Annotated in this window: 17 protein-coding genes; 9 read left to right on the forward strand and 8 right to left on the reverse strand. The window is 55.5% G+C overall.

Annotation, left to right across the window (positions count from 1 at the left end; all coding sequences use genetic code 11):
* Window positions 1-12 precede the first annotated feature (12 nt).
* From JT718_RS03570 to JT718_RS03580, 3 genes are all read left to right on the forward strand, one after another.
* The gene (locus tag JT718_RS03570) at window positions 13-846 is read left to right on the forward strand and encodes a DUF8692 domain-containing protein (RefSeq protein ID WP_205500497.1); all 834 of its coding nucleotides are present in this window, start codon (window positions 13-15) and stop codon (window positions 844-846) included.
* A gap of 180 nt (window positions 847-1,026) precedes the next feature.
* Complete coding sequence (locus tag JT718_RS03575) at window positions 1,027-1,488, forward strand: GNAT family N-acetyltransferase (RefSeq protein WP_205500498.1); 462 nt, start codon at window positions 1,027-1,029, stop codon at window positions 1,486-1,488.
* Between the two features lie 72 nt (window positions 1,489-1,560).
* Window positions 1,561-2,136, forward strand: coding sequence for a DUF4252 domain-containing protein (locus tag JT718_RS03580; RefSeq protein ID WP_205500499.1), 576 nt, complete (start codon window positions 1,561-1,563; stop codon window positions 2,134-2,136).
* A 131-nt stretch (window positions 2,137-2,267) separates the two neighbouring features.
* On the opposite strand, the gene JT718_RS03585 is transcribed toward JT718_RS03580, so the two are convergent.
* Together JT718_RS03585 and JT718_RS03590 are read right to left on the reverse strand one after the other, a co-directional pair.
* Complete coding sequence (locus tag JT718_RS03585) at window positions 2,268-5,177, reverse strand: CHASE domain-containing protein (protein WP_205500500.1); 2,910 nt, start codon at window positions 5,175-5,177, stop codon at window positions 2,268-2,270.
* A gap of 119 nt (window positions 5,178-5,296) precedes the next feature.
* A complete protein-coding gene (locus JT718_RS03590; RefSeq protein ID WP_205500501.1) occupies window positions 5,297-6,646 on the reverse strand; it encodes an FAD-dependent oxidoreductase in 1,350 nt (449 codons plus the stop codon).
* Between the two features lie 106 nt (window positions 6,647-6,752).
* On the opposite strand from JT718_RS03590, the gene JT718_RS03595 reads away from it, so the two are divergent.
* Complete coding sequence (locus tag JT718_RS03595; protein ID WP_205500502.1) at window positions 6,753-7,256, forward strand: methylated-DNA--[protein]-cysteine S-methyltransferase; 504 nt, start codon at window positions 6,753-6,755, stop codon at window positions 7,254-7,256.
* A gap of 264 nt (window positions 7,257-7,520) precedes the next feature.
* On the opposite strand, the gene JT718_RS03600 is transcribed toward JT718_RS03595, so the two are convergent.
* The 4 genes from JT718_RS03600 to JT718_RS03615 form a co-directional block, all read right to left on the reverse strand.
* The gene (locus tag JT718_RS03600) at window positions 7,521-8,141 is read right to left on the reverse strand and encodes an alpha-ketoglutarate-dependent dioxygenase AlkB family protein (RefSeq protein ID WP_205500503.1); all 621 of its coding nucleotides are present in this window, start codon (window positions 8,139-8,141) and stop codon (window positions 7,521-7,523) included.
* A 24-nt stretch (window positions 8,142-8,165) separates the two neighbouring features.
* Window positions 8,166-9,464 carry a cation:proton antiporter gene (locus JT718_RS03605; RefSeq protein WP_205500504.1) on the reverse strand — a complete coding sequence of 433 codons (1,299 nt, stop codon included), beginning with the start codon at window positions 9,462-9,464 and terminating at the stop codon, window positions 8,166-8,168.
* 250 nt (window positions 9,465-9,714) lie between these two features.
* Window positions 9,715-10,986, reverse strand: a complete 1,272-nt coding sequence (kynU, locus tag JT718_RS03610) for a kynureninase (RefSeq protein WP_205500505.1) — start codon at window positions 10,984-10,986, stop codon at window positions 9,715-9,717.
* 144 nt (window positions 10,987-11,130) lie between these two features.
* On the reverse strand, window positions 11,131-12,180 hold the full coding sequence (locus tag JT718_RS03615) for an amidohydrolase family protein (protein ID WP_205500506.1): 1,050 nt from the start codon (window positions 12,178-12,180) through the stop codon (window positions 11,131-11,133).
* Window positions 12,181-12,405: 225 nt separating this feature from the next.
* On the opposite strand from JT718_RS03615, the gene JT718_RS03620 reads away from it, so the two are divergent.
* From JT718_RS03620 to JT718_RS03630, 3 genes are all read left to right on the forward strand, one after another.
* A complete protein-coding gene (locus JT718_RS03620; RefSeq protein ID WP_205500507.1) occupies window positions 12,406-12,798 on the forward strand; it encodes a RidA family protein in 393 nt (130 codons plus the stop codon).
* A gap of 214 nt (window positions 12,799-13,012) precedes the next feature.
* Entirely contained in the window at window positions 13,013-13,870 is an 858-nt protein-coding gene (locus JT718_RS03625; RefSeq protein WP_205500508.1) for an SDR family oxidoreductase, read from the forward strand.
* A 62-nt stretch (window positions 13,871-13,932) separates the two neighbouring features.
* Window positions 13,933-14,664: a YebC/PmpR family DNA-binding transcriptional regulator gene (locus JT718_RS03630; protein WP_205500509.1), complete on the forward strand. Its 732-nt coding sequence runs from the start codon at window positions 13,933-13,935 to the stop codon at window positions 14,662-14,664.
* A gap of 109 nt (window positions 14,665-14,773) precedes the next feature.
* On the opposite strand, the gene JT718_RS03635 is transcribed toward JT718_RS03630, so the two are convergent.
* Window positions 14,774-19,327: an alpha-amylase family protein gene (locus tag JT718_RS03635; protein WP_205500510.1), complete on the reverse strand. Its 4,554-nt coding sequence runs from the start codon at window positions 19,325-19,327 to the stop codon at window positions 14,774-14,776.
* A gap of 441 nt (window positions 19,328-19,768) precedes the next feature.
* A complete protein-coding gene (locus JT718_RS03640) occupies window positions 19,769-20,296 on the reverse strand; it encodes a 3-hydroxyanthranilate 3,4-dioxygenase (protein ID WP_205500511.1) in 528 nt (175 codons plus the stop codon).
* A 334-nt stretch (window positions 20,297-20,630) separates the two neighbouring features.
* Here JT718_RS03640 and JT718_RS03645 point away from each other — a divergent pair, with 334 nt between their 5' ends.
* Together JT718_RS03645 and JT718_RS03650 are read left to right on the forward strand one after the other, a co-directional pair.
* Window positions 20,631-21,419 (forward strand): SDR family oxidoreductase, encoded by a 789-nt coding sequence (locus JT718_RS03645; protein ID WP_205500512.1) that lies wholly within the window; start codon window positions 20,631-20,633, stop codon window positions 21,417-21,419.
* A 35-nt stretch (window positions 21,420-21,454) separates the two neighbouring features.
* Entirely contained in the window at window positions 21,455-21,892 is a 438-nt protein-coding gene (locus JT718_RS03650; RefSeq protein ID WP_205500513.1) for a hypothetical protein, read from the forward strand.
* Window positions 21,893-21,915 lie beyond the last annotated feature (23 nt).

A 21,915-nucleotide genomic window follows, 5' to 3' on the forward strand; every position in this document is an offset into this window, starting at 1 on the left:
AAAAGCACCTCTATGAAAAGTTTCTACAAGTTGAAGTCCTACATGGCGCTGAGATTCCTGATTCTGGCTCTACTGGCATTGTTGGTCCTGAATCTGGCCTCTATTTTCATAGAGTATTACTTAAATGAATACACGCACTCCTCTATCACGGCCACGTACACGTTCAAACGCTACGTAACAGAGCTTTTCAACTTTGATGGCGAGCGCAACCTGCCTACCTATTTCTCTACCATGAACCTGTTGATAAGCGCAGTGATCCTGTTTGCCATTGGCAGGCATTTGAAAAGGAGCCATCACCTCACGTATCACAAGCAATGGTTCCTGATGGGCTGGATCTTTGTCTGGCTGGGCGTAGATGAACTCATCTCCATCCATGAATTGCTGGTAAAACCCAGCCGGTCTTTCCTGAAGACATCCCTGCAGCAAGACAACCTGGGGCTGCTGAATTTTGGCTGGTTTGTGCCTTATATTCTGCTGTTCGGCCTTATTGGGCTCTACCTGGTCAAGTTTGTCCTGTCTCTGCCCAGGAAAACGCTGGTCAACTTTGTGGCCGCCGGCGCCATCTTCCTGTTTGGGGCGGTTGGCATGGAGATGGTGGGGGGCCTTTTCATCGCCAACCAGGGCGATGGATTTAGCCTGGCCTATAAGCTGCTGACCTCCTTTGAGGAGATGTTAGAGATGCTGGGCATTATTTTCTTCATCTACTCGCTGGTGAGGTACATAGAGACGCAACAGGAACTGAAGGATCTGGCAATTGTGGCCATTTACGTCAACCCAGAAGAAGAGAAAGCTCCGGCGCCCGTGGCCCGGCAGGAGGAAGCCCTGGCCATCGCCGACGCTTCCTGACCAGTTTCACTGCCAACCTTTTTCCGGCGCAGTTGCCTGCGGCATCGGCCAAGCCATACATCAGACGGAACGGAACGGAGGGGACTAACCTGCCCTGTTCCTTCCCCTCTCTGTATGCCCGCAGGCCACAGGGCACAGCTTTACCAGAAAAGAATCCATCCACCCAACCACTTTTTCGCCATGCCATTCACCACTCCCAGCCCTGAGGTAAACCCAGAGGGGTACTTGCTGAGCTTTGACCCAGATTTACTGCAACTTGACGTTATCCATGACTTTCTGAGCCAGGCGTACTGGTCTGAAGGCATCCCCAAGGCAACGGTGGCCCGGGCCCTTAAGAGTTCGTTGTGCGTGGGCGTCTACTTTGCCCGGGAGCAGGTGGCGTTTGCCCGCCTGGTAACCGATTACACCACCTTCGGGTATCTGTGCGATGTCTTTGTGCTGGAACCCCACCGCGGAAAAGGCTTGGCCAAGTGGATGGTGCAGGCCCTGCAGACCCACCCCGAGCTCCAGGAACTACGCCGCTGGATGCTGGCCACCACCAACGCGCACCCGCTGTACGAGCAACGGGGCTTTAAACCGCTTACCCAGCCAGAGCGGTTCATGCAGCTGCACACACCCAACGTGTACCGCAGGCGTTCGTAGGCCAGGCCCAAGCGCCACCTTAAGCGTTTTTAAGCCCTTTCCCGTAAAAGGGCTTAAAAACAAGAATTAAGTATGCAACACCTACCAACGTCTCGTTTCCGCACACCCCTGCTGCAGCGGCTGCTGTTTTTCATAGGAATGGTTGTTTTAGGCACTGCCCAGGCCTGCAGCAGCACCAGCAAACTGCCGCCGGCCCAGAGCTCCACTGAGTTTTACCAGAAGTACAAGGCGGAGGCAGGCTTTAAGGGCACTACCATTCCGGTGGGCTTGGTGACCCGGCTTTTCGCGAAGGAGATCCAGGACACCACCGTGCGGGCGGCGCTTTCCAACATTACCTCTGTGAGGGCCCTCACCTTCACCCCCACCGACCGCAAAGCCCGGCGCCTGCTGGAGAACGGCCTCACCCAGGAACTGGACCAGGTACTGCAGAAAGAGAACTACACCGCGGTTCCGTTCCTGACCGAAACGCCTGGTGCCCTGCAGTTCAAGATGCGCCAGGCCAATGACCAGGTCCAGGAGATTGTAGGGTATCGAAAGTACGGCAACAACTTCCTGATGCTGCAGATCAACGGCCGTTTCACCCGCGACCAGGTGCAGCAACTGCTCCAGAAGGTTGACCCAGATGTGTTCTTACCGCTGCTGGAATAGACCAGCCGTTTTATATAAAAAGAGCCCGTTTTTGCGGCAGTTTGGCTAAAACACCGCAAAAACGGGCTCTTTTGTTATTATGGATAAGTACTTCTCCCCAAGTTTCTCCTGCAGGAAATCAACCTAAACGCTTACTGCTCAACCGCGGTGTCTAGCACGGGAGGGGCCACGGCGGTTTTCTCGGTTTTGAAGTACACCGTGAAGGTGGTGCCTTGGCCGGGCGTACTGTTCACCTCAATGCGGCCGCCGTTGTTCTCAATGATTCGCTTGACAATGTAGAGCCCAATGCCCGTGCCTTCCACGTGCGAGTGGAACCGGCGGAACATGGTGAAGAGCTTTCCCTGCTGGTCCTGGCGGATGCCCAGGCCGTTGTCCTCTACGGTGAGCACCACGTACTCCTCCTGCCGCTGCGAGGTTACCCGCACCTGCAAGGTCCGGTCTGGGTCGCGGTACTTCACGGCGTTGGAAACCAGGTTGTACAGAATGCTCCTCAGGTTCTTGCGGGCGTAGCGGATTTGCTGCACCTTGAACCGTGCGTCAATGGTAGCCCCAGCCTCCCTGATCATGGGCGCAATGTCTTCCTCCACGCCGGCCAGCACCTCGGCAAAGGTGAGCACCTCGGCCTGCGCCTCCAGGTCCTTTTGCACCTTCGTGATCTCGGTCAGGTCCTGGATGGTGCCCTTGAGCTTGGCAATGGAAGAGGCCACCATCTGGAGCAGCAGGAATTCCTCGCTTTCCTCTTTGCCCTGCACCGTTTCCTGCAGGGCGGTGGTAAGCCCCTCCAGGTTGGCCAGCGGCGACCGCAGGTCATGGGAAGCGGTGTAGACGAAGTTGTCCAGGTCATTGTTGATCCTGATGAGCTCCTGGTTCTTCTCGTTCAGCTCTTCGTTGATGGTGGAAAGCTGCCGGCGGCTGACTACCTGTTCAGTTACCTCCACCGCAAACATCAGCACCGACTCCACCTCGCCCCTGCTGTTGCGGATGGGCTCATACACAATGTTGAAGAACCGTGGCGCAGCGCTTTCCGCCGGGGAATCATAAAACTGCACGGGCACCTCCTGCCCCACAAACGGCTCGCCGGTTTCTTCAATTTGCTTGATAATGGCCTGGAACGGCTCCCGCTGAGAGGCCGGTAGCGTGTCGGTCGCGATGGTTCCTACCTGGGCTTTGCCGTCATAGAGCCTGCTCAGGTAAGAGTTGACCAGGGTGTACTCCAGGTCCCGGGTTCTTACCAGCCCCACAATGGCGGGCACCTGCATGAAGATTTTTTGCAGGGTCTCGGCGCTTTCTTTGAGCCTAATCTCCATCTCAATGCGGTCACTGATGTCAATGGCAGAGCCAATGTAGCCCAGGAACTGCTCTTCGGCATTGAACCGGGGCGAGCCGGTGGTCACTACCCAGCGGTACTCTCCGTTGCCACGCTTAAGCCGGTACTCCACCTTGAATTCCTGCTGGGCCTGCTGGGCCGCCGAGTACACCTTACTGGCCGCTTCCCGGTCTTCTGGGTGGCAAAACTGCAGCCAGCCCAGCCCCAGGTTATCTTCCAGGCCGGAGCCGGTAAACTGGAGCCATTGGCGGTTTACGTACGTGCACTCATTTTCCTGGTCGGTGAGCCAGATCATTACCGGGGCACTGTCGGCCATGTTGCGGAAGCGGGCCTCGCTCTCCAGCAGCGCCTGCTGGGCCTTTTTCTCCTCGGTAATGTCCCGCACCTCCAGAATGTGGCCCACCACCTGCCCGCCCTGCTTCACAAAGCGGGTGGCGCAGGCCACCGGAATCCGGTTCCCGTTCCGGCAGAGGAAAACATCTTCAAAGAGAAAGGCCTTTTGCGAGGCCAGTTCTGGCGCCAGGTTGCCGGGGGCTTTGTTTTGGTGCACCAACTCATATAGGGGCATGCTGTTAAGCTCCGCCAGGGAGTACCCCAACAGGCGCTCTCCCGCCGGGTTCTGGAAAGTGCAGCGCCCCTGCTCGTCTAGCATGAACAGGCCTGCGGTGGTGTTTCTGGTGATGAGTTCGGTTAACTGGTTAGAGCGCAGGTAGCGCTGCAGCGACCACACCACAAAGAAGATCAGCAAGCTGATGATGATGCCGGCCAGCAAGATGAGGTGGTGCTGGTCTAGCCCGGCGCTTTCAGTGAAGGCCTTGGTGGCTTTGTACTGCAGGGTCCAGGTGCGGCCCGCAATGCGCACCACGTCATTGGACACCAGCACACTGTCTGCACTTTCCGCCTGCTCCAGTTTGGCGTTGTTTCTGTACAGCAGCGCCTCTTCCTTCACGTGCTTACCGTCATAGATGGAGATGCTGATGTCTGAGTAGTCTTTCCCAATGGTGTTGGTGAACAGATCGGCCGCCCTGAACGGGGCGTACACAAAGCCCATGAGCTTGCTTCTGCGCTCCAGCAGGTCTACCGGGTCCTGGCCGCCGTGGTACACGGGAATGTAAATCAACAAGCCCGGCTGCACGTCCTTTTGCCCCTCCTGCACCAGCGTTACCTTGGCCGTCATGGCCGGTTCGTTGTTGTCCCGGGCGGCTTCCATGGCCTCGCGCCGGGTGGGCTCATTGAACATGTCAAATCCTATGGCCCGCCGGTTTTTCACGTCCAGGGGCTCCAGGAAAATAATGGAGGAGTATTCAGTGCGGGGCCCCGGGGGAGTTACCTTGAAGTCGGGGAACCCTTCGGCGCGCATGCGGTCCTCCAGGGCGGGCACCTGCTCTGGACTGACCATGGCCGCGAAGCCAATTCCCTGCACGCCGGGGTAGTTGCTTCCTACCTGCAGCGTGGCCAGGTACCGTTTGAAGTCATCGCGGGTAACTGAGTCTGAGGCCGCGTACAGGCCGCTTGCTCCCTTCAAGATCTGCAGGTAATAGCCCATGCGCCGCTCCAGCGTGCTCTTGATCTGCACCTTCGCGATCTCAAACTGCTGGGCATCCTCGGCCTTGTCTGTGGTCTTGGACACGTAGTAGGCGTACAACGTAATCCCCAGCACCAGCACAAAGGACCCAATGGCCAGGTAATAGTCTTTTAAGCGGGAAAATATCATGTGTGGTTCATTCACTAAATGCCGTGCATTGCTCAGGCAAGGCCATACCTCTTGGCCAGAAAGTGCACCTGCATGGGGGAGGCTGCCGGTTTACTTTCTGGAATATCACCAAAGGCCTGCTAGGCTAGCTGCGCCTGCAGCAATTGCTGCACCTCTGGTTTGTTGTAATCTTCTTCGGTCTGGATATACTCCATTAACTGGCGCATGATCTCCTCTTGCCGCCTTCCGTTGGCCAGTGCCTCGGCATACGGCAAATCGGGTGAAAAGGTGACCATGGAATATAAAGGAAGCCAATTATCTGGATATTGCGCCGAGATTTTTGCCTCTATTTTCTTCTGCAGCAAAAACCGCGGATCGGCCACCTTGTCACGCATCTCAATAAAGTTATAAACCGCCAGATCTGCAATAGCATCGGTGTTGGGTTTGCGCAATTCTTGGAAGGTCTGGAAGATGGTTTCCCAGTCGCCGGGGTGTTTTTCCAGCAGGCCCCGCAGCACGGTGCAGTCCTCAAAACCGGCGTTCATGCCCTGCCCGTAGAAAGGCACAATGGCATGGGCCGCATCGCCCAGCAGCAAGATGTTGCCGTTGTGGTGCCAGGGCAGGCACTTGATGGTGACCAGTGAGCCGGTGGGGTTCTCAAAAAACTCATTCTCCAGGTCGGGCATCAGGGCGGCGGCGTCTGGGAAAGTCTCCCGGAAGAACTGCTGCACCTGCGCCGGGGTTTGCAGCGACTGGAAGGAGGGCTCCCCCTCATAGGGGAAGAACAGCGTGCAGGTAAAGGAGCCGTCCAGGTTGGGCAGGGCAATCATCATGTACTGTCCCCGGGGCCAGATGTGCAGCGCATTCTTCTCCAGCTGCCACTCACCGCCGGCGGTGGGCGGAATGGTCAATTCTTTGTAGCCGTAGTCCAGGTAGCTCTGCTCATAGTTGAACCGGTCTGTCTTCTGCAGGGAGAGCCGCACCATAGAATATGCTCCGTCGGCGGCAAATACCACGTCTGGGTTGATCTGGTACGCCTGGCCGGAGGGGTTGTCCAGCAGGGTGACCCGGTTGGTGGCCACCTCTACCTCCAGCACCTGCTGCTGAAAGTGCAGCGAGATGCCCGGCTCGGCTTCGGCCAGGTCCAGCAGGGCCTGGTTGAGCCCGCCCCTGGACACCGAGTAGATGGCCTGGCCCTCTTTCCCGTAGGGCTGAAACGACAGGTTGCCGCCTTTGTCATGCATGACCCGCCGGTACATGGGAATGGCCACTTTCCTGATTTCCGCGGCAATGCCAATGGTTTCCAGGGCGCGCCAGCCTCGGTCGCTCAAGGCCAGGTTGATGGACCGGCCGCCCTCTATATCGGTGCGGCGCAGGTCTGGCCGCCGCTCATACACATCCACCCGGTATCCTTGCTTGGCGAGGTACAAAGACAGCAGGCAGCCTACCAGGCCCCCGCCCATCACACTGAGTTGGGTGGTTTTCTCCATGTATTGAGTGAAAATTCTTGTCTGGGGCGGTTAAAAAAGGCGCCGGTTACTGCTTTCTACGGAAAGAAGCGGTAAACTTGGTTAATTTTCATGAAAAAGCCTTGCCATGCCTACTCCTTCGCCGCTCTTTGTGCTGCATGTCGCCACGCCCTTGGGCACCATGCAGCTCAGCTCCACGGAAAGCCACCTGTTTAAGGCCTGTTTTCTGGAAACCGGCCCCGAAACGGACAGCCCCGCCCCATCCGACTGCCTGCGCCAGGCCGCCACGCAGCTGAACGAGTACTTCGCGGGCCAGCGCCAGACGTTTGAGGTCCCCCTCTACCCCCAGGGCACCCCTTTTCAGCAGCAGGTGTGGCAAGCCCTGCAGCGCATTCCCGCCGGCCAAACCGACCATTACCTGGCCTTGGCGAAGCGCATGGGCAACGCCGGCGCAGTGCGGGCTGTGGGCGTGGCCAACGGCGCTAACCCCTGGATGATCCTGGTGCCCTGCCACCGCGTGGTGGGCGCCCAAGGCCAACTGGTAGGCTACGCCGGCGGCCTGTGGCGCAAGCAATGGCTCCTGCAGCACGAAGCCAAAATGAGCGGCACGTACCAGATGGGACTTTTTTGATTTGGAGATTTGCAGATTTGGAAATTTGGAGATGGAGGGATGTGAAGAAGTAGGGATGTGAAGATTTGGAAATGTGCAGATGCTTTTTGTATCCATGGCGCGGAAGTTACTTCCGTGCCTTTTATAGCATCCGGAAGGCACGGAAGTAACTTCCGCGCCATAGATGGCCATAGAAGCCATAGGAGGACCTCATCTCCACATTTCTAGATTTTCAAATTTACAAATCTCCCAATCTTTAAATTTCCAAATCTTCAAATCTCCAAATCATGAATAGATAAACCGGAACGTGAGGTTGATTCTGGGTTGCTGTGGTTTGGTGGTTTTGGGGAGTTGGTGGTGCCAGAAGTGCTGGGTGGGGCCGGCCATGAGCAACAGGCTGCCCGAAGGTAAAACCAGTTGGTGTTTCAATTCTTTTTGCTGCCGGTGCCGGAAGGCGAACGTGCGCTCCTGCCCCAGACTGAGCGAGGCGATGATGGAGTTCTGTCCCAGTTCTGGCTCATCGTCGGCGTGCCAGCCCATGCTGTCTTGCCCGTGCCGGTACAGGTTCAGCAAAACGCTGTTGAAGGCGGCTCCGGTTGCAGATTCCAGGCGGGTCCTCAGCTCCGTCAATTCCGGGAGCCACGGCAGGGGCTGCCAGGTGAGGCCGGAGTACGTGTAGGCCTTGCCGGCATCGGCGTACCAAGCGGTGAGGCGGGGTTGGTCTACCTGGCGGCCAAACATCCTGATCTTTTCCTGGCGCCAGGCAACGTTCACATCCAGCGCCTGCTGTAAAGCGGACCGGTCCTCTTTCGGGATAAACTCAGGGAGCAGGTATACCTCTGCGTCTGGCAGGGGCAGCCGAAAGCCCCCAAACCGCTCCAAGAATTCTGGGGAGAGTTGCTGCATTGCTTTGGTTTACGGTTACGCCCTTCAGGCCGCAGCCTCGCCGGGCTTTTTCTCTCCCAGGTCCTGGCTGGCTTTGTCTGGTTCTATGAAATGGTGCGGCTTGCGGGTACGGTCAAGATGGCGCATGACGGGCGTGGCCAACACCCCGTGCACAAAAATAGAAAGCAGGATGGTGAAACCCACCACCGCCCACATTTCCTGCGGATTCTCAAACGAGGCCTCGCTCAACCCGAAAGCCAGGTAGAAGATAGAACCGATGCCCCTGATCCCGAAGAAGCTGATGGCCCATTTTTCGCGGGTTCTCACCGGCACCCCTAACAGGCCAATGTAGCCGGCCAGGGGCCGCACCACCAGCACAAACCCCAGGCTTACCAATGCGCCTTGCCACGTAAGGGCATCTAAAAGCCCCCGGGCTATGCTACCGCCCACCAGTATCAACACCACCACTACCAACAGCCGCTCAATCTGATCAGTGAAGTCATGCAACTCGCGGTGGTACTTTTCATCTTTTTCCTGGTTTTTGATGGTGAGCCCCGCCACAAACACGGCAATAAAGCCGTAGCCGTGCACCATCTCAGTGAGGCCGTACACCAGCAAGGTAGCCGAGATGGCCACAAAGCCGTCGTTGGTTTTAGGGATCTTGCCTTTTTTGGGCAGTTCAAACAAAAGAAAGCTCAAACCACGCCCCAGCAGGTAGCCCACCGCCACGCCTAACCCAATGCGGTACAGCAGGTCATAGGACAGCCAATGGGTGAGCCAGTTTTCAGGAGCCAGCCCTTTGGTGGCCAGGGCCACGGCCAGCCAGGTAAACGGAAAGGCCATGCCATCGTTCAGGCCCGCCTCGGCGGTGAGGGAAAAGCGAGGAGCATCTTCCACTTCCTGGCTGGGCGGGCCCACCTGCACATCAGAAGCCAAGACGGGGTCTGTAGGGGCCAGGGCAGCGGCCAGCAGCACCGCCGAGGCCACCGGAAAGCCCAGGAACTCCCACCCCATCCAGGCCAGAACGCCAATGCACAGCAGCATGGTCCAGCTTACCAGCCGGAGGGGCACCAGCCAGCTGTAGAAGGAAAACCGGCGGTTAATCTTAATGCCCGTGCCCATAAGCGTGACAATGACGCACAGCTCAGAAAGGCGTAGGGCCAGTTCGTTCTCGCGGAGCGGGTCTGGCTCTGGGAGGCCCAGCGGCAGTTTATACAGCAAGTAACCCACTGCCACAAACAGGATGGTGTAGGAGAAGGGCACTTCTTTGAGCCAGGTGGGCAACCAGGTCATGGCCAGCGCGGCGGCCCCAATGACCACGAACGAGATCAGGTAGGCATCCATGGGCGCGGCGCTTTACGGAAAAGGAGAAACATAGGCATCGTATAAATACCCATGTTCATACGAAAAAACGACTACTGGTTTCTACCTTATTTTCCAGAAAATAGCAGGAAACCAGCAGAATAAGCAAGCCCTCTCTGCCAACGGGTCCAGACACGCAGGCAGAGAGGGCTCATTGCCTTGAACGCTCCTGTTTCAGGGCTGTTTCCTGAAAAACTGCCCTGAAACGGAGCTTCGGCTGGCGGCGCAGCCGTTATTGGGTGAAGTGCGCCGCCAGGAACTGCCCAAACCGGTACACGTCTTCAAAGGTGTTGTACAGCGGCGTGGGCGCCACGCGGATCACATTGGGTTCGCGCCAGTCCAGGATAAAGCCGTTGGCCATGAGCGTCTCAAACAACTGCCGTCCGTTCTGGTGCACCAGTAGGGACAATTGGCACCCTCGGGCCGAAGGCTCCTGCGGCGTGATCACTTCCAGGGCTTCCTTGGGCTGGTTCAGTTCTTTGATCAGGAACTCCAGGTAGCCGGTGAGTTGCTCGCTCTTGGTCCGCAGCCGGTCCATGCCGGCCTCGTCAAAAATCTGCAGCGAGGCTTTGTGCACGGCCATGGGCAGGATCTGGCTGTTGGAGAGTTGCCAGCCTTCGGCCCCGGCCATGGGAAGAAAGCCTTTCTGCATCTGGAACCGCACGCGCTGGTCATGGCCCCACCACCCGGCAAAGCGGGGCAGGTCTGCATTCTGCGCGTGGCGCTCGTGCACAAACACCCCAGACGTTCCGCCCGGCCCCGAGTTCAGGTATTTATAGGTGCACCACACGGCAAAGTCCACGCCCCAGTCGTGGAGGCGCAGAGGCACGTTGCCGGCGGCGTGGGCCAGGTCAAACCCGCAGGTGGCCCCCACCGCATGCGCCGCCTGCGTGATGGCCGCCATATCAAACACCTGCCCCGTGTAGTAATGCAGGCCGCCCATGAGCACCAAGGCAAGCTGATCGCCGTTCTCCTCAATGGCCTGCAGAATGTCCTCGGTACGCCAGGTGTGCTCGCCGGGGCGCGGGGCAATCTCAATAATGGCGTCTTCGGGCGCGTAGCCGTGAAACTTCACCTGGCTCTCCAGGGCGTACTGGTCTGAGGGGAAAGCCCCGGCCTCAGTTAAAATTTTGTAACGCTGGCCCTGCGGCCGATAGAACGAAACCAGCATGAGGTGCAGGTTCACGGTGAGTTGGTTCATGACCACCACCTCCAGGGGCTTGGCGCCCACCAGCCGCGCGGTAGGCTCGGCCAGGGTGGCATGGTACGTAAACCAGGGGTCGTCGCCCACAAAGTGGCCTTCCACGCCCAGCTCGGCCCATTTAGTCATTTCGGCCTCTACTGCCGCGCGGGCCGCCTTGGGCTGCAGGCCCAGCGAGTTGCCGCAGAGGTACACGGTGTCTTGCCCCTTGTGCTGCGGAATGTGGAAATGCTCCCGGAAATAGCGGAGTTCATCTGCGTGGTCTTGCTCCTGGGCGAAGGCGAGGGTATTATGAAACTGCATGAAAGCGATGTAAAAAGTAAAGAGTGGTTGCGGGACTAAATTACCTAACAGGCGTTAGAGAACCATAATTATTTTCCCCATGCCGAGGCTGGGGTTCCCCGTTGGTTTCAAGGCCGATTTCTGAAAAAGAGGCGCAAAACAGGCTTAGTGAGCGCACGTGCTGGATATCTGGGACAAGAACCGCTCTTTGCCCAGGCCCAGCCACTGCAGGGCCGAGCCGCCCAGCAAGAGTTCCTTCACCTCCGGCGAGTAGTCCATGGATTCAATGAGCTTGCCCGGCTCCAGCTCGCCCAGCGGGAAAGGATAGTCTGAGCCCAGGGCTATCTTCTCGGGCCCGAACTGCTTCACTACGTAATCCAGGGTATTCTTGCAGTGCACCAGCGAGTCTATCCAGAACTTGCCCACGTAGTTTTCGGGCGGCACTGGGTTGTCTACGGCGCAAAGGTCGGGGCGCACGTCAAAGCCGTGCTGAATGCGGCCCAAGGTGAACGGAAAAGATCCGCCACCGTGCGCGAAGGCCAGCCGCAGATGGGGTAGGCGCTCCAACACGCCCCCAAAGATGAGCGAACAAATGGCGCGGGAGGTTTCGGCGGGCATGCTCACCAGCCAGGGCAGCCAGTACTTGCGCATCTTCTTTTCGCCCATCATGTCCCAAGGGTGCACAAAGATGGCGGCACCCAGGTCGGCGGCGGCCTCAAAGATGGGGAACAGTGCCGCATCGTCCAGGTTCATGTCGTTCACGTTGGAGCCAATCTGCACGCCGGCCAGCCCCAGCTCTTTCATGCAGCGCTCCAGCTCTTTGATGGCTAACGTGGTGTCTTGCATGGGCAGGGTGCCCAGGCCCACAAACCGGTCTGGGTAAGCGGCCACCACCCCAGCAATATGGTCGTTCAGGATCTTGGACAGATCCCAGGTGTGTTCGGGCTTGGCCCAGTAGCTGAACATAACGGGCACCGTGCTCAAGACCTGCACGTGCACGCCGTGTTGGGCACACTCGCGCAGGCGCACGGCGGGGTCCCAGCTGTTGTCCTGGATTTCGCGGAAGAAGCGGTCGTCCAGCATCATGCGGGCGCAGCAGGGCTTGTGGTGCTCCAGCCGGATAAACCCACCGTAGCCGTAGCGTTCCCGCAGGTCGGGCCACTTCTCCGGCAGAATGTGGGTGTGGATGTCTATTTTCAACGGGTGCGGCGCCATGGAAGCTGTCTGGTAAAACCTTCTGCTGCCCAACTTACGAAAACTCCCGCACATAGGCTGCCTAAAAGCCCAAACTCCGTTTTACGCCCGGTTTCGCCCAAACAGGCCCAAAACGGCAAACGGCACCCACTTACAGAAATGCCCCTGTATTTAGCACGCGTTTGCTGGCAGATTTGCCGCGGGTTCTGTAATCTTGCCTTGCATCATTCCAAACCCAAGCAAACCATGACTCGGCAATTATTCTCCTCCGGCGCTCCCTGGGAAGACAGCATTGGCTACTCCCGCGCGGTAAAAGTGGGTCCTATCATTGAAGTGGCTGGCACCACCGCCGTGGAAAACGGCCAAGTAGTGGCCCCGCATGACGCCTACGCCCAAACCAAATACATTCTGCAGAAGATTGAGCGGGTCTTGCAAGAGGCCGGTGCCTCGCTGGAGCAGGTTACCCGCACCCGTATGTTCGTGACGGACATCAGCCAATGGCAGGAAATTGGCCGCGCCCACGGCGAGTTTTTCAAAGCTATAAAACCGGTCACCACCATGGTAGAGGTAACTGCCCTCATTGACCCGGCCCTGGTGGTAGAGATTGAGGCTACCGCCTACTGCCCTGCGCCGGTTTAGGGGCTGATTTTGCCGAAACTGGCCCTAAACGCCGCTCTCCGCGACCAGCCCGCCAGATCTGCCCGGCCGGCGCAGGCTGCTTGCTTTTCGGCTACAACACCGGCTGGACTTTGAAAGATTGGCAAACCCTTGCGGGCCTATTTGCTAAAAAGGCAAAAAACAGGTAGATTAGACTACGGAGAAACCTCTTCACCCCCCAAACCTCTCCCGCTCTATGAAAACTGTCCTTGTTTTAGGAAGCACCGGCAGCCTGGGGTCCAGTATCCTGGAAGTGCTTCGGCAGCAGGGCTACCGGGTTCGCGCCACGGCCCGCACGCCCCTGAAAGCCGAACAGCTACAGCCCTCGGTTGATGAGGTGGTGGTCTGCGACCCTACCCAGCCCGACACGCTCTCGCCGGCCCTGGTGCGGGGAGTGACGTACATCATTTCTGCCCTGGGCAAGAGCCTCAGCCTTCAAGATACCAGCCGCACCTCTTTCTATGAGGTCAACGTGAAGGGCAACCTGAACGTGCTGGAGCTGGCCCAGCAGCACGGGCAAGTGGCCAAGTTTGTGTACGTGGGGGCGTTCAGCGGCGAAAGGCACCCCCGGGTAGATTACTTCAAAGCCCATGAGACCTTTGCCCGAGCCCTGCAGCAGAGCGGTATTCCGGCCACCATCATCAAACCCCCGGCCCTTTTCTCGGCGTTTCTGGACTTGCTGCCCATGGCCCGCAAGGGCCGGTTGGCGGCGCTGGGCCAGGGAGACCGCATCACCAACCCCATTCATGAACTGGAGGTAGCCGAAGCTTGCGTGCAGGCCCTCACCAATCCGGCTGCGGTGCTTGAGCTGGGCGGCCCGGTGACGTATTCCCGGCTGGAGCTGGTGCAACTGCTTGGCAAAGCGGTGGGCAAGCCGGGGGCAATCCGCAGGGTGCCGTACTGGCTGGCGCACTCGTTTCTGCCCATGGTGCGTCTGGTGAACCGTTCGCTCTATGAGAAAGCCGCCTTCTTTGTGGAAGTCACCAAGCAAGACTGCGTGGCTCCCGCCAAAGGCCGGCGCCGGCTGGAAGATTATTTAGCCGAACATGTGTAGCAACCTGCTTGGGGCATCCGCCGTTTTTCCCGATATTTGCCTACTTCGTTTAGACTAACCACATGGGAAGAGCATTTGAATTCCGGAAAGCCCGGAAAATGAAACGCTGGGACAGGATGTCCAAGCAGTTCACCCGCATAGGGAAAGAGATTGTGATGGCCGTGAAATCTGGAGGCCCAGACCCCACCACCAACGCTCGTTTGCGGGTGTGTATCCAGAACGCCAAAGGGGTGAACATGCCCAAAGACCGCGTGGATGCCGCCATTAAACGCGCCCAGGGCAAAGACGAAGCCGATTACCAGGAAGTAGTATATGAGGGCTACGGCCCGCACGGCGTGGCTGTTCTGGTAGAAACCGCTACCGACAACGTGAACCGTACCGTGGCCAACGTGCGCATGCACTTTAACCGCACCGGCGGCGAGCTGGGCCGCACCGGCCAGTTTGACTTTATCTTTGAGCGCAAAGGCGTGTTCCACCTGGATGCCGAGGGCCTGGACATGGAAGAACTGGAGCTGGACCTGATTGACTTCGGGCTGGAGAGCATTGACAAAGACGAAGAGGAAAACGAGATCATCATCCAAACCTCGTTCGCTGATTTCGGGGCCATGCAGAAAGCCCTGGAAGAGCGCGGCCTCAACGTGAAAAGCTCAGAACTGCAGCGCTACCCCACCGTTCTGAAGGAGCTGACGCCCGAGCAGCAAGAAGACATGGAAAAACTCATCGACCGCCTGGAGGAAGACGATGACGTGCAAGCCGTGTTCCACAACATGAAAGAAGACGCTGGCGACGAATAAGCCTGTTTTAGGCTTACATTCTCAAAATAGCCGTTAAACGCACAAAAAAGACAGCCCCTGCTTTCTTTGGAGAAAGCAGGGGCTGTCTTTTTTGTGCGTTTCAAGATCTCTATTCTACCAAAAGCTTCCTCACTGTTCTGGTATCTCCGCTACTAATGTGCAGATAATAGACACCTTTGGTCAGCGCTCCCCCAAACTGCAACCTGTACACATCACTGCCCCCTTCATGAAGTACATCCTGGGCGAACACCTCCTGCCCAAGGCCGTTGAAAAGGCGGATGGAGTAGGCACCTGCCAACTGACTGTTCATATGTAATGTCAGGTTACCGCCTTTCACTGGGTTGGGATAGAGCTTGATTTCTCGTAGATTATCAAACTTCGCGTACACAGTCTTGCTGTATTTGAAATGACCGCTATTCTCAATGGATTTGACACGGTAGTAATTACTTCCATTGTGGGGCTTTCTATCCAGTAAACGGTAAGTATACGCATCATTGTTAGTGCCGGCTCGGGCTGATACTTCTCCAACTACCTCAAAGTTTCTACCATCAGCGGAACGCTCTACCTCATAGCGGTCCATCTCGCTCTCTGAGTACACCATCCACTCTATTTGTACCACCTGTTCTTTTTGGTAAGCTTTTACTTTAGCGATAGTAACGGGCAAAGTGCCCGGATTGAGTAATACCATAAACCTACTCTCTAAGCTAGAGGCTGGACCATCTGTCACTGTGAATGGCACTGAGGTAACTTCCTCTACGCCTATGGGAGTAACACTTCCGGTAAGTTTATCCACCAAGGTAATCTGAAGGGCAGGTGAAAGGTTTTCTGCCTGGAACTTGAGTACATAGTTATTGGAAGGCAACTGAAACAGGCGCAACGGCAGTGTATCTACCTTAGCACTCAAAGCTGGCCGTCCTTCAATACTGAGGTTTGTTTTACTCCTAAGAATAGAGAGGTTTTCTTGCAGGTTAGCTACTTTCAACGCATCATCGCTCCCCACAGCCGCATCATTCCTGTCAGAGAAGTAGGCTACAGCGCCATCCAGCACTTTCCCTCCATCTGCAGGGGCCGCAAACAATGCCATGTTGAATCTCTGCGGGGTGTTTTCGGCCGGAGGGCCTTCAGAGGCTGCACTAACCTTATGGCTCTCCTGAAGCGAGAAGGAGGGAGAGGTTACGGTCCTTTTGGTTCTGAGCAAGAAGGCCTGCCCCATCTGTATGTTATCCTGCCCCGCTCCTCCCAGAAAATCAGCACTGATGCTCTTGGTGCCATCTGCTTTCACGCTCACAAATGCCCCCTTCTCACCCGCCTTGGGCTCCATATAGGTGTAGTAATCTTCAAAAGAGGCAGAATTAGAGCCGTGCGCCGCAGCCCAGTCTAAAGGAGCTACATAAGGATTGGTCACTAAACTTAGTCGTTGGCTGCCCACCTCCCCGCCGCTGCTTTCTAGGCCAGCAAAGCTATAGTCACCTACCACCAATGGGCCAGTGGCAGTTAGTTTAGTGTTACTGGAGGCACCTGAGGTTAGGTTCTCTTGCTTACGGTCGCCCCGCACATATGCTAAGTACCCCTGCGAAACAGATAAAGTCATGGCATTGGTGTTGGGAACTGGTTCCCAGGTTTGTTTCGCGACATTGAAGGTATAAACTGAAGCCTCACCAATGGCATCAAAGCCCTGGCTTGTGCTTTGCCCTGCCCCCCCAGTGATGTGCATGCCTAATCCCGGAACATTGGCTCCCCCATTCTGCCACGTGTCATACAAGGTACCTCCGGTGACGGAAGCTCCCAACAACCGATATGCTTGATTATTGTTAGCTGGTATGAAACGCTCTACCAGCACGTTGCCTACCACATTACCTCCTGAGGCTACCGGGGCTACTATGGCCGAAGTTCCTTCCTCTGATTTCAGCACTAAGTGTCCGTTAGTAGAAAGGGTGCCGGTATTTACTGTTAACTGCCCGGTTAGCGCCAAAGCACCTCCTAAAGACACACCTGCGGCATTCCCGATAGTTAAGTCCCTGATGGTGTTACCCAGAAAAGTATTCGCTGCAATCATTTGTGGCTCAGTTCCCAGCAATTCAACCTTGCCGTTTTGCGCATCTATGGTCCCGCTATTTTGAAGAGCACCGAATACTTTAAGTGAAGCGTTTTGCAAAGTCACCGAAGCCCCCTCTTCCACTATAAAGCTTTTCACCACCAGGTCTGCGGCAATGATAGGTGAGGGTGAAGAATACGCCGGAATAACAACATTCGTATTCTGATCAGGAGACTTTCCTTCTTCCCAGTTTCCGCAGTCCGTAACATCTGTAGTGCCTTTATTGCCCGTCCAGATGGCTACCCTGGTACTGGCCTCTGCATCTGCAGAGCGCGTGTCTAAAGTAGCTGGTGCCGTATAGGTGGCATTTACCCAAACTTTTTGCCCCCATTGCGTTGCGGTAGAATTCCGGACTTTCATAACAAGCCAACCTGTAGCAGCCGGAGCGTAATTTAAGGTTACCGGAGCACTGGAAGTAGACACACCCGCTGCCTCCCCTACCCTGCTCCCTTGCAAGTTCCACAAAGAAACTGTCACATTACGGTCATTAAACTCAGGATACACCTTCACGATTACCGGCTTACCTGCCTCCACAAAGATCTTTCCGGCTACGCGTTGGTTAGTGCTGTTGTCGGGCAAACGGCCACCTTGGCCTAATGACTGGCAGTGACTATCTCCTAGGTCGTCGGCCATTTCCCACTCCTGCGTTGTTTCTCTATTACGCGGGGGGGCGTAGGTAGCCAGATAGTTGTAGATGTCCTGCACAGAATTAAAAGTCACGCCCGCCGGGGCCGGGGCCCAGATAGAGTACCCATGCCCTCTGGCTCCGGCAATAACATGGCCTACCGGCGCAGTTTTAATCAGCACCCTGGAATCGTTGTAAACCTCTGTGGTGGAAATTCCGTGGGCTCCTGAGTAATCGTACAACAGCTTGCCATTCCAGGAAGGATCTACCGTCACATACACTTCCTGATCCTGGGAGTTATCTCCTACGGAGGCGTAGGCATCTGTAATGCCTATGATGGCTTTGCCTTTTCGTTCAATTACCAAATGATCTCCAGCGTGTCCCTTCCCATAGTGCGGATTACCGCTATCCGTGGGCACTGCGTACTCACCATCTTTGAAGCCCAGTTTCTGGTGCGCTTGCAATAGATTCAACAAATCAGTGCGGGTGGGTAAGTCTGCAGTATTGGTGGGGTCATGGGACCAGCGCTTTCCGGTAGTGCCTACATCAAAAAAGTCTTCAAAGTAGAAGGATGGATTTCCGTCTACGGCAACGGCTACCGCGTATGCAGCCGCTAACCTAGGCTCGCGCGGGTCCAGGTGTTTTCCGTTCCCTCCTACTTCATCCCCAATATTCCAACCGCCTTCCTCCCCTAAATTTCCCTGGAAGTTTCCGTTACCCTGTAGTTTAGGCCTGAACGTATCATGGCTGTTCACGAAGGGCACAGTACGGTATACCCGCTTGCCCCCGTAATCATGGTAGCGCTCTCCTTGCTGTTCTCCCGGAATAGCTTGCATGTTATAGCCGCCGTTGCCAAGGACCATGCTGTAAAGCCCCCCGTTAGGTCCATACCCCCTCAGCGCGAAGTCAAAAGTACCCGTATGTTTCTCATTGCCGCTCTTCACAGCGTTGACATAGTTGTCTATGGCCCCTTTGTCGCCAATCCACTCACCCACGTTGAACATGTCTTCGCCCCCCTTTACCCAAGCAGGAAGAAGGTACTTGGTGTTGTAGATGTAGTCTTCCTGTACCTCTATTGGAAAATGCTTGACGGCATCCCAGCGCCAGCCATCACTACCCGTCTGCTTTTTGAACCACATGATCCATTCCCGTCCTTTGTCTCGCATGTAGTTTTCTCTCTGCGCCGGGTTGTAGTATGGCCTAATAACATTACCTAATGTGGCGCTTCCCAGCGTTGGGATGTTGCTGCTTTGCCCATATGCCTGGTGTTGGTAGGAAATATCCGGCCCAAACAATGGGTTGTACAAATCGCCCTCAATGGTGTTATTGAATTGATTAGGATGGAAATTAGGGTAGTTCTTGGCCCATCTTCCGCTTCTAGTCCAGTAATCATCCTGCGAATCATCAATCAAAGGAGTCGCATAGCTGGTAAACCTAAAGTTTTTATATCCACCATTACTGCGCATGGACATCTCAGCAGGGTCTTGCCCGCCTGCTCCATTGTTGGCCCCGGCTCCGTCATTGTGGTTTAAAACCACATCTTGAATCACCTCAATGCCGTTGGCGTGCATCACGGCAATCATGCGTAGCAACTCATCTTTAGATCCCACCCTGGTACGCACGGTTACTCCATCACCGCCTTTCTGAAACTTATCCCCCAGGTCATATACGTCAAAGGGACTGTATCCTACGCTGCCAGTACTGGCATTCTTGTACACCGGAGGAATCCAGACTGCATCAAAGCCGGCCGCTTTCAACCTTGGAGCTAGTTCAGTCAGGTAATTAGCCCACCCATTTGGGAAGTTACTGTTCCAATAATCCCACCAGTAGGCTTGAAAAATCGTTTTCTTAACTCGCTGCTGCGCCTGTGCCCATGGCAAGACAAACAGAAGCAGAAAGAAAATAAAAAGTCTTATCAACTTAGGAGTAGGTGTCCAATTCATACACAAGAGCCTAGTTATAGTGAATATATTTTAGATTTAGACAGGTTACACCTTCTATTCAGAACAGATGAGTACAATTTTAAATTAAATTTAAACAAAAAATAAGCTTAGTAGGGCACACTTTTTAAATTTATTTTAAGCGAAAATCGATTTCCTTTGTGCATCTAACAAAAAACACAACTTGAATCATTAGGAAAATACCATATAAAGAAACAAAAGAGGTACTCTGCATAACTAGTCCAATGTTAGCAGGTACCACTTAAAACAAAAGCAATCATTATGATGAGAGAAGAGGAGTAAGCAGAGGCCTGTTGTAAACTCAAAGACAATTGGGCTGCCCCCCAAGAACCAGTATTAAAAAGATAGCCTAACATAAAAGGGCCGCTTTTTTAGAAAGCGGCCCTTTTATGTTAGGCTCAAATATAGCAAGCCTTTGGATTTCTACTGCACCGGAGCCGGTTTGGCCAAGACCTCGCCGCAGTTGGAGCAGGTGCGTTTCTCCTCAGATTCCCAGAAGGCATTCATCACCACCGGCAGTTGCCCCACGATGTCTGAAACCGGGATAAACTCTTCATACAGCTTGGTGTTGCAGTTCTCGCAGTACCACTGGAAACCGTCCATTTCGCTTTCGTTGCGGTAGCGCTCCATCACCAGACCCACGGTATTGGGGCCGCGACGCGGGGAGTGCGGCACGTTGGGCGGCAGCAGGAAAATATCGCCTTCCTGGATGTGGATATCTTTGAACTCGCCGTTGTCGATGACCTTGAGTACGATGTCGCCTTCCAGTTGGAAGAAGAACTCCTCGCCGTTGTTGATGTGGTAGTCTTTGCGGGAATTGGGGCCGCCCACCACCATCACAATGAAATCTTTGTTGTCTTTGTACACCTGTTGATTGCCCACCGGCGGCTTGAGCAGGTGGCGGTGTTCGTCTATCCATTTCTTGAAATTGAAGGCAGGTTGTAAGGCCATGGTTCTAGCGGTTGAGTAAAGAAAATATCTTCGGCGTTAGCCCTGAGACTGCTCCAAGGTACGAAACCTGATGCACAAAAGATAGATGCCGTTCTGGAGCCCTTTTCTAAAAAGCAGGCCCGAAACGGGAAGTGTAAAGCAGAGAAACACGAGCCCTCTTCCGGTCATCCTAAAAGGATTTTGTTCGCGAACTTAGGAGCGTTTTCGGCGGCGCTTCTGCCGCTGGCCCACAAGATCTTTCCAAGATGACAGCCGGACAGGAAGCAGATCATCCCATAATTTCCTAATTTGTCTACGCATGACTCAGAACTTAAGACTCAGAACTCCCCCCATCATGGATTTAAATTTACAGCACAAGCACGCCGTGGTATGCGGTAGCACGCAGGGCATAGGAAAAGCCGTGGCGCTGGAGTTGGCGCAGTTGGGCGCTACCGTCACGCTGGTGGCCCGCAACGAGGAACGCCTGCAGGAAACCTTGCAAGAACTGTCTACCCAGGCAAGTCAGCAGCACTCCTATGTAGTCGCCGATTTCACCCAGCCCCAGGAAGTACAGCAACGCATAGAAGCGCACCTGAAGCAAGTTGGTCAGGCGCACATTCTGGTGAACAACACCGGCGGACCAGCGGGCGGACCAGCCCTTGATGCCGCCGTAGAGGAGTTTGAAAAAGCCTTCGCGGCGCACCTCATCAGCAGCCACGTGCTGGTGCAGGCCGTGACGCCGTACATGAAGGAAGCGCAGTACGGGCGCATCATCAACATCATCTCCACCTCGGTAAAACAGCCGATCAAAGGGTTGGGCGTGTCCAACACCATCCGGGGAGCCGTGGCTAACTGGGCGAAGACTCTTTCCTTTGAGTTGGCTCCGTTTGGGATCACCGTGAACAATGTGCTGCCCGGCGCCACTGTCACGGCTCGGCACCACTCCCTGATTGAAATCCGCATGCAGAAAACCGGCTTGAGCCGTCAGGAAATTGAGAAAGAAATCCTGGCCGGCATCCCGGCCAATCGCTTCGCGGAGCCCGAGGAAGTGGCGGCCGCCGCAGCGTTTCTGGCCTCGCCGGCCGCCGGGTACATCAACGGCATCAACGTGCCGGTAGACGGCGGAAGGTTAGGCAACCTCTAACAAGAAAGAAGAAAAAGACCCTTAAATCCACGGCAGTGAAACAGCAGAAACTCAACTTCTACTTAAGCCTGTACCAAGCCGTTGGGTTTTCCCTCGCTTCCATCGTTTTGACCATTCTTTTCATAAGAGAGGGAGGCATGGCCATACTGGTCCTCTTCTTCATGGCGCTGCTTTTTCTGCCGTTTCTGTTGCTGTCCATCTCAGAACTGCTCAAACCTTTGCTGGGGAGCCAGAACCTCAAGCTGTGCATCTACCTCTCGCTGGCCTTTCTGGTGATTCCCGCTCTGGCGTTACCCATCTTCTTTGAGCTGGGTGGATTTCTGATCGCGTTGTTCAGCCTTTCCTTCGCCGGATTGGTCTGGCTGCTGAAAGACTGGCACCATAAACTATTAGCAATGAATATCTTGGGAGGCCTGGTCCTTTCGTCTATTCTTCTGTATCTTTTTTGGAGTATCGCCCACTACATGAGCTGAACTTTCACAATTGCTGCCTAAAA

This window comes from Rufibacter psychrotolerans (assembly GCF_016924645.1).
In the GTDB taxonomy this organism is placed as follows: domain Bacteria; phylum Bacteroidota; class Bacteroidia; order Cytophagales; family Hymenobacteraceae; genus Nibribacter; species Nibribacter psychrotolerans.

What these genes read in the sequence shown, in the direction of transcription:
- JT718_RS03570 (WP_205500497.1), top strand. Translation starts at nt 13, where the DNA reads ATGAAAAGTTTCTACAAGTTGAAGTCCTACATGGCGCTGAGATTCCTG.
- JT718_RS03575 (WP_205500498.1), top strand. Translation starts at nt 1,027, where the DNA reads ATGCCATTCACCACTCCCAGCCCTGAGGTAAACCCAGAGGGGTACTTG.
- JT718_RS03580 (WP_205500499.1), top strand. Translation starts at nt 1,561, where the DNA reads ATGCAACACCTACCAACGTCTCGTTTCCGCACACCCCTGCTGCAGCGG.
- JT718_RS03585 (WP_205500500.1), bottom strand. Translation starts at nt 5,177, where the DNA reads ATGATATTTTCCCGCTTAAAAGACTATTACCTGGCCATTGGGTCCTTT.
- JT718_RS03590 (WP_205500501.1), bottom strand. Translation starts at nt 6,646, where the DNA reads ATGGAGAAAACCACCCAACTCAGTGTGATGGGCGGGGGCCTGGTAGGC.
- JT718_RS03595 (WP_205500502.1), top strand. Translation starts at nt 6,753, where the DNA reads ATGCCTACTCCTTCGCCGCTCTTTGTGCTGCATGTCGCCACGCCCTTG.
- JT718_RS03600 (WP_205500503.1), bottom strand. Translation starts at nt 8,141, where the DNA reads ATGCAGCAACTCTCCCCAGAATTCTTGGAGCGGTTTGGGGGCTTTCGG.
- JT718_RS03605 (WP_205500504.1), bottom strand. Translation starts at nt 9,464, where the DNA reads ATGGATGCCTACCTGATCTCGTTCGTGGTCATTGGGGCCGCCGCGCTG.
- kynU (WP_205500505.1), bottom strand. Translation starts at nt 10,986, where the DNA reads ATGCAGTTTCATAATACCCTCGCCTTCGCCCAGGAGCAAGACCACGCA.
- JT718_RS03615 (WP_205500506.1), bottom strand. Translation starts at nt 12,180, where the DNA reads ATGGCGCCGCACCCGTTGAAAATAGACATCCACACCCACATTCTGCCG.
- JT718_RS03620 (WP_205500507.1), top strand. Translation starts at nt 12,406, where the DNA reads ATGACTCGGCAATTATTCTCCTCCGGCGCTCCCTGGGAAGACAGCATT.
- JT718_RS03625 (WP_205500508.1), top strand. Translation starts at nt 13,013, where the DNA reads ATGAAAACTGTCCTTGTTTTAGGAAGCACCGGCAGCCTGGGGTCCAGT.
- JT718_RS03630 (WP_205500509.1), top strand. Translation starts at nt 13,933, where the DNA reads ATGGGAAGAGCATTTGAATTCCGGAAAGCCCGGAAAATGAAACGCTGG.
- JT718_RS03635 (WP_205500510.1), bottom strand. Translation starts at nt 19,327, where the DNA reads ATGAATTGGACACCTACTCCTAAGTTGATAAGACTTTTTATTTTCTTT.
- JT718_RS03640 (WP_205500511.1), bottom strand. Translation starts at nt 20,296, where the DNA reads ATGGCCTTACAACCTGCCTTCAATTTCAAGAAATGGATAGACGAACAC.
- JT718_RS03645 (WP_205500512.1), top strand. Translation starts at nt 20,631, where the DNA reads ATGGATTTAAATTTACAGCACAAGCACGCCGTGGTATGCGGTAGCACG.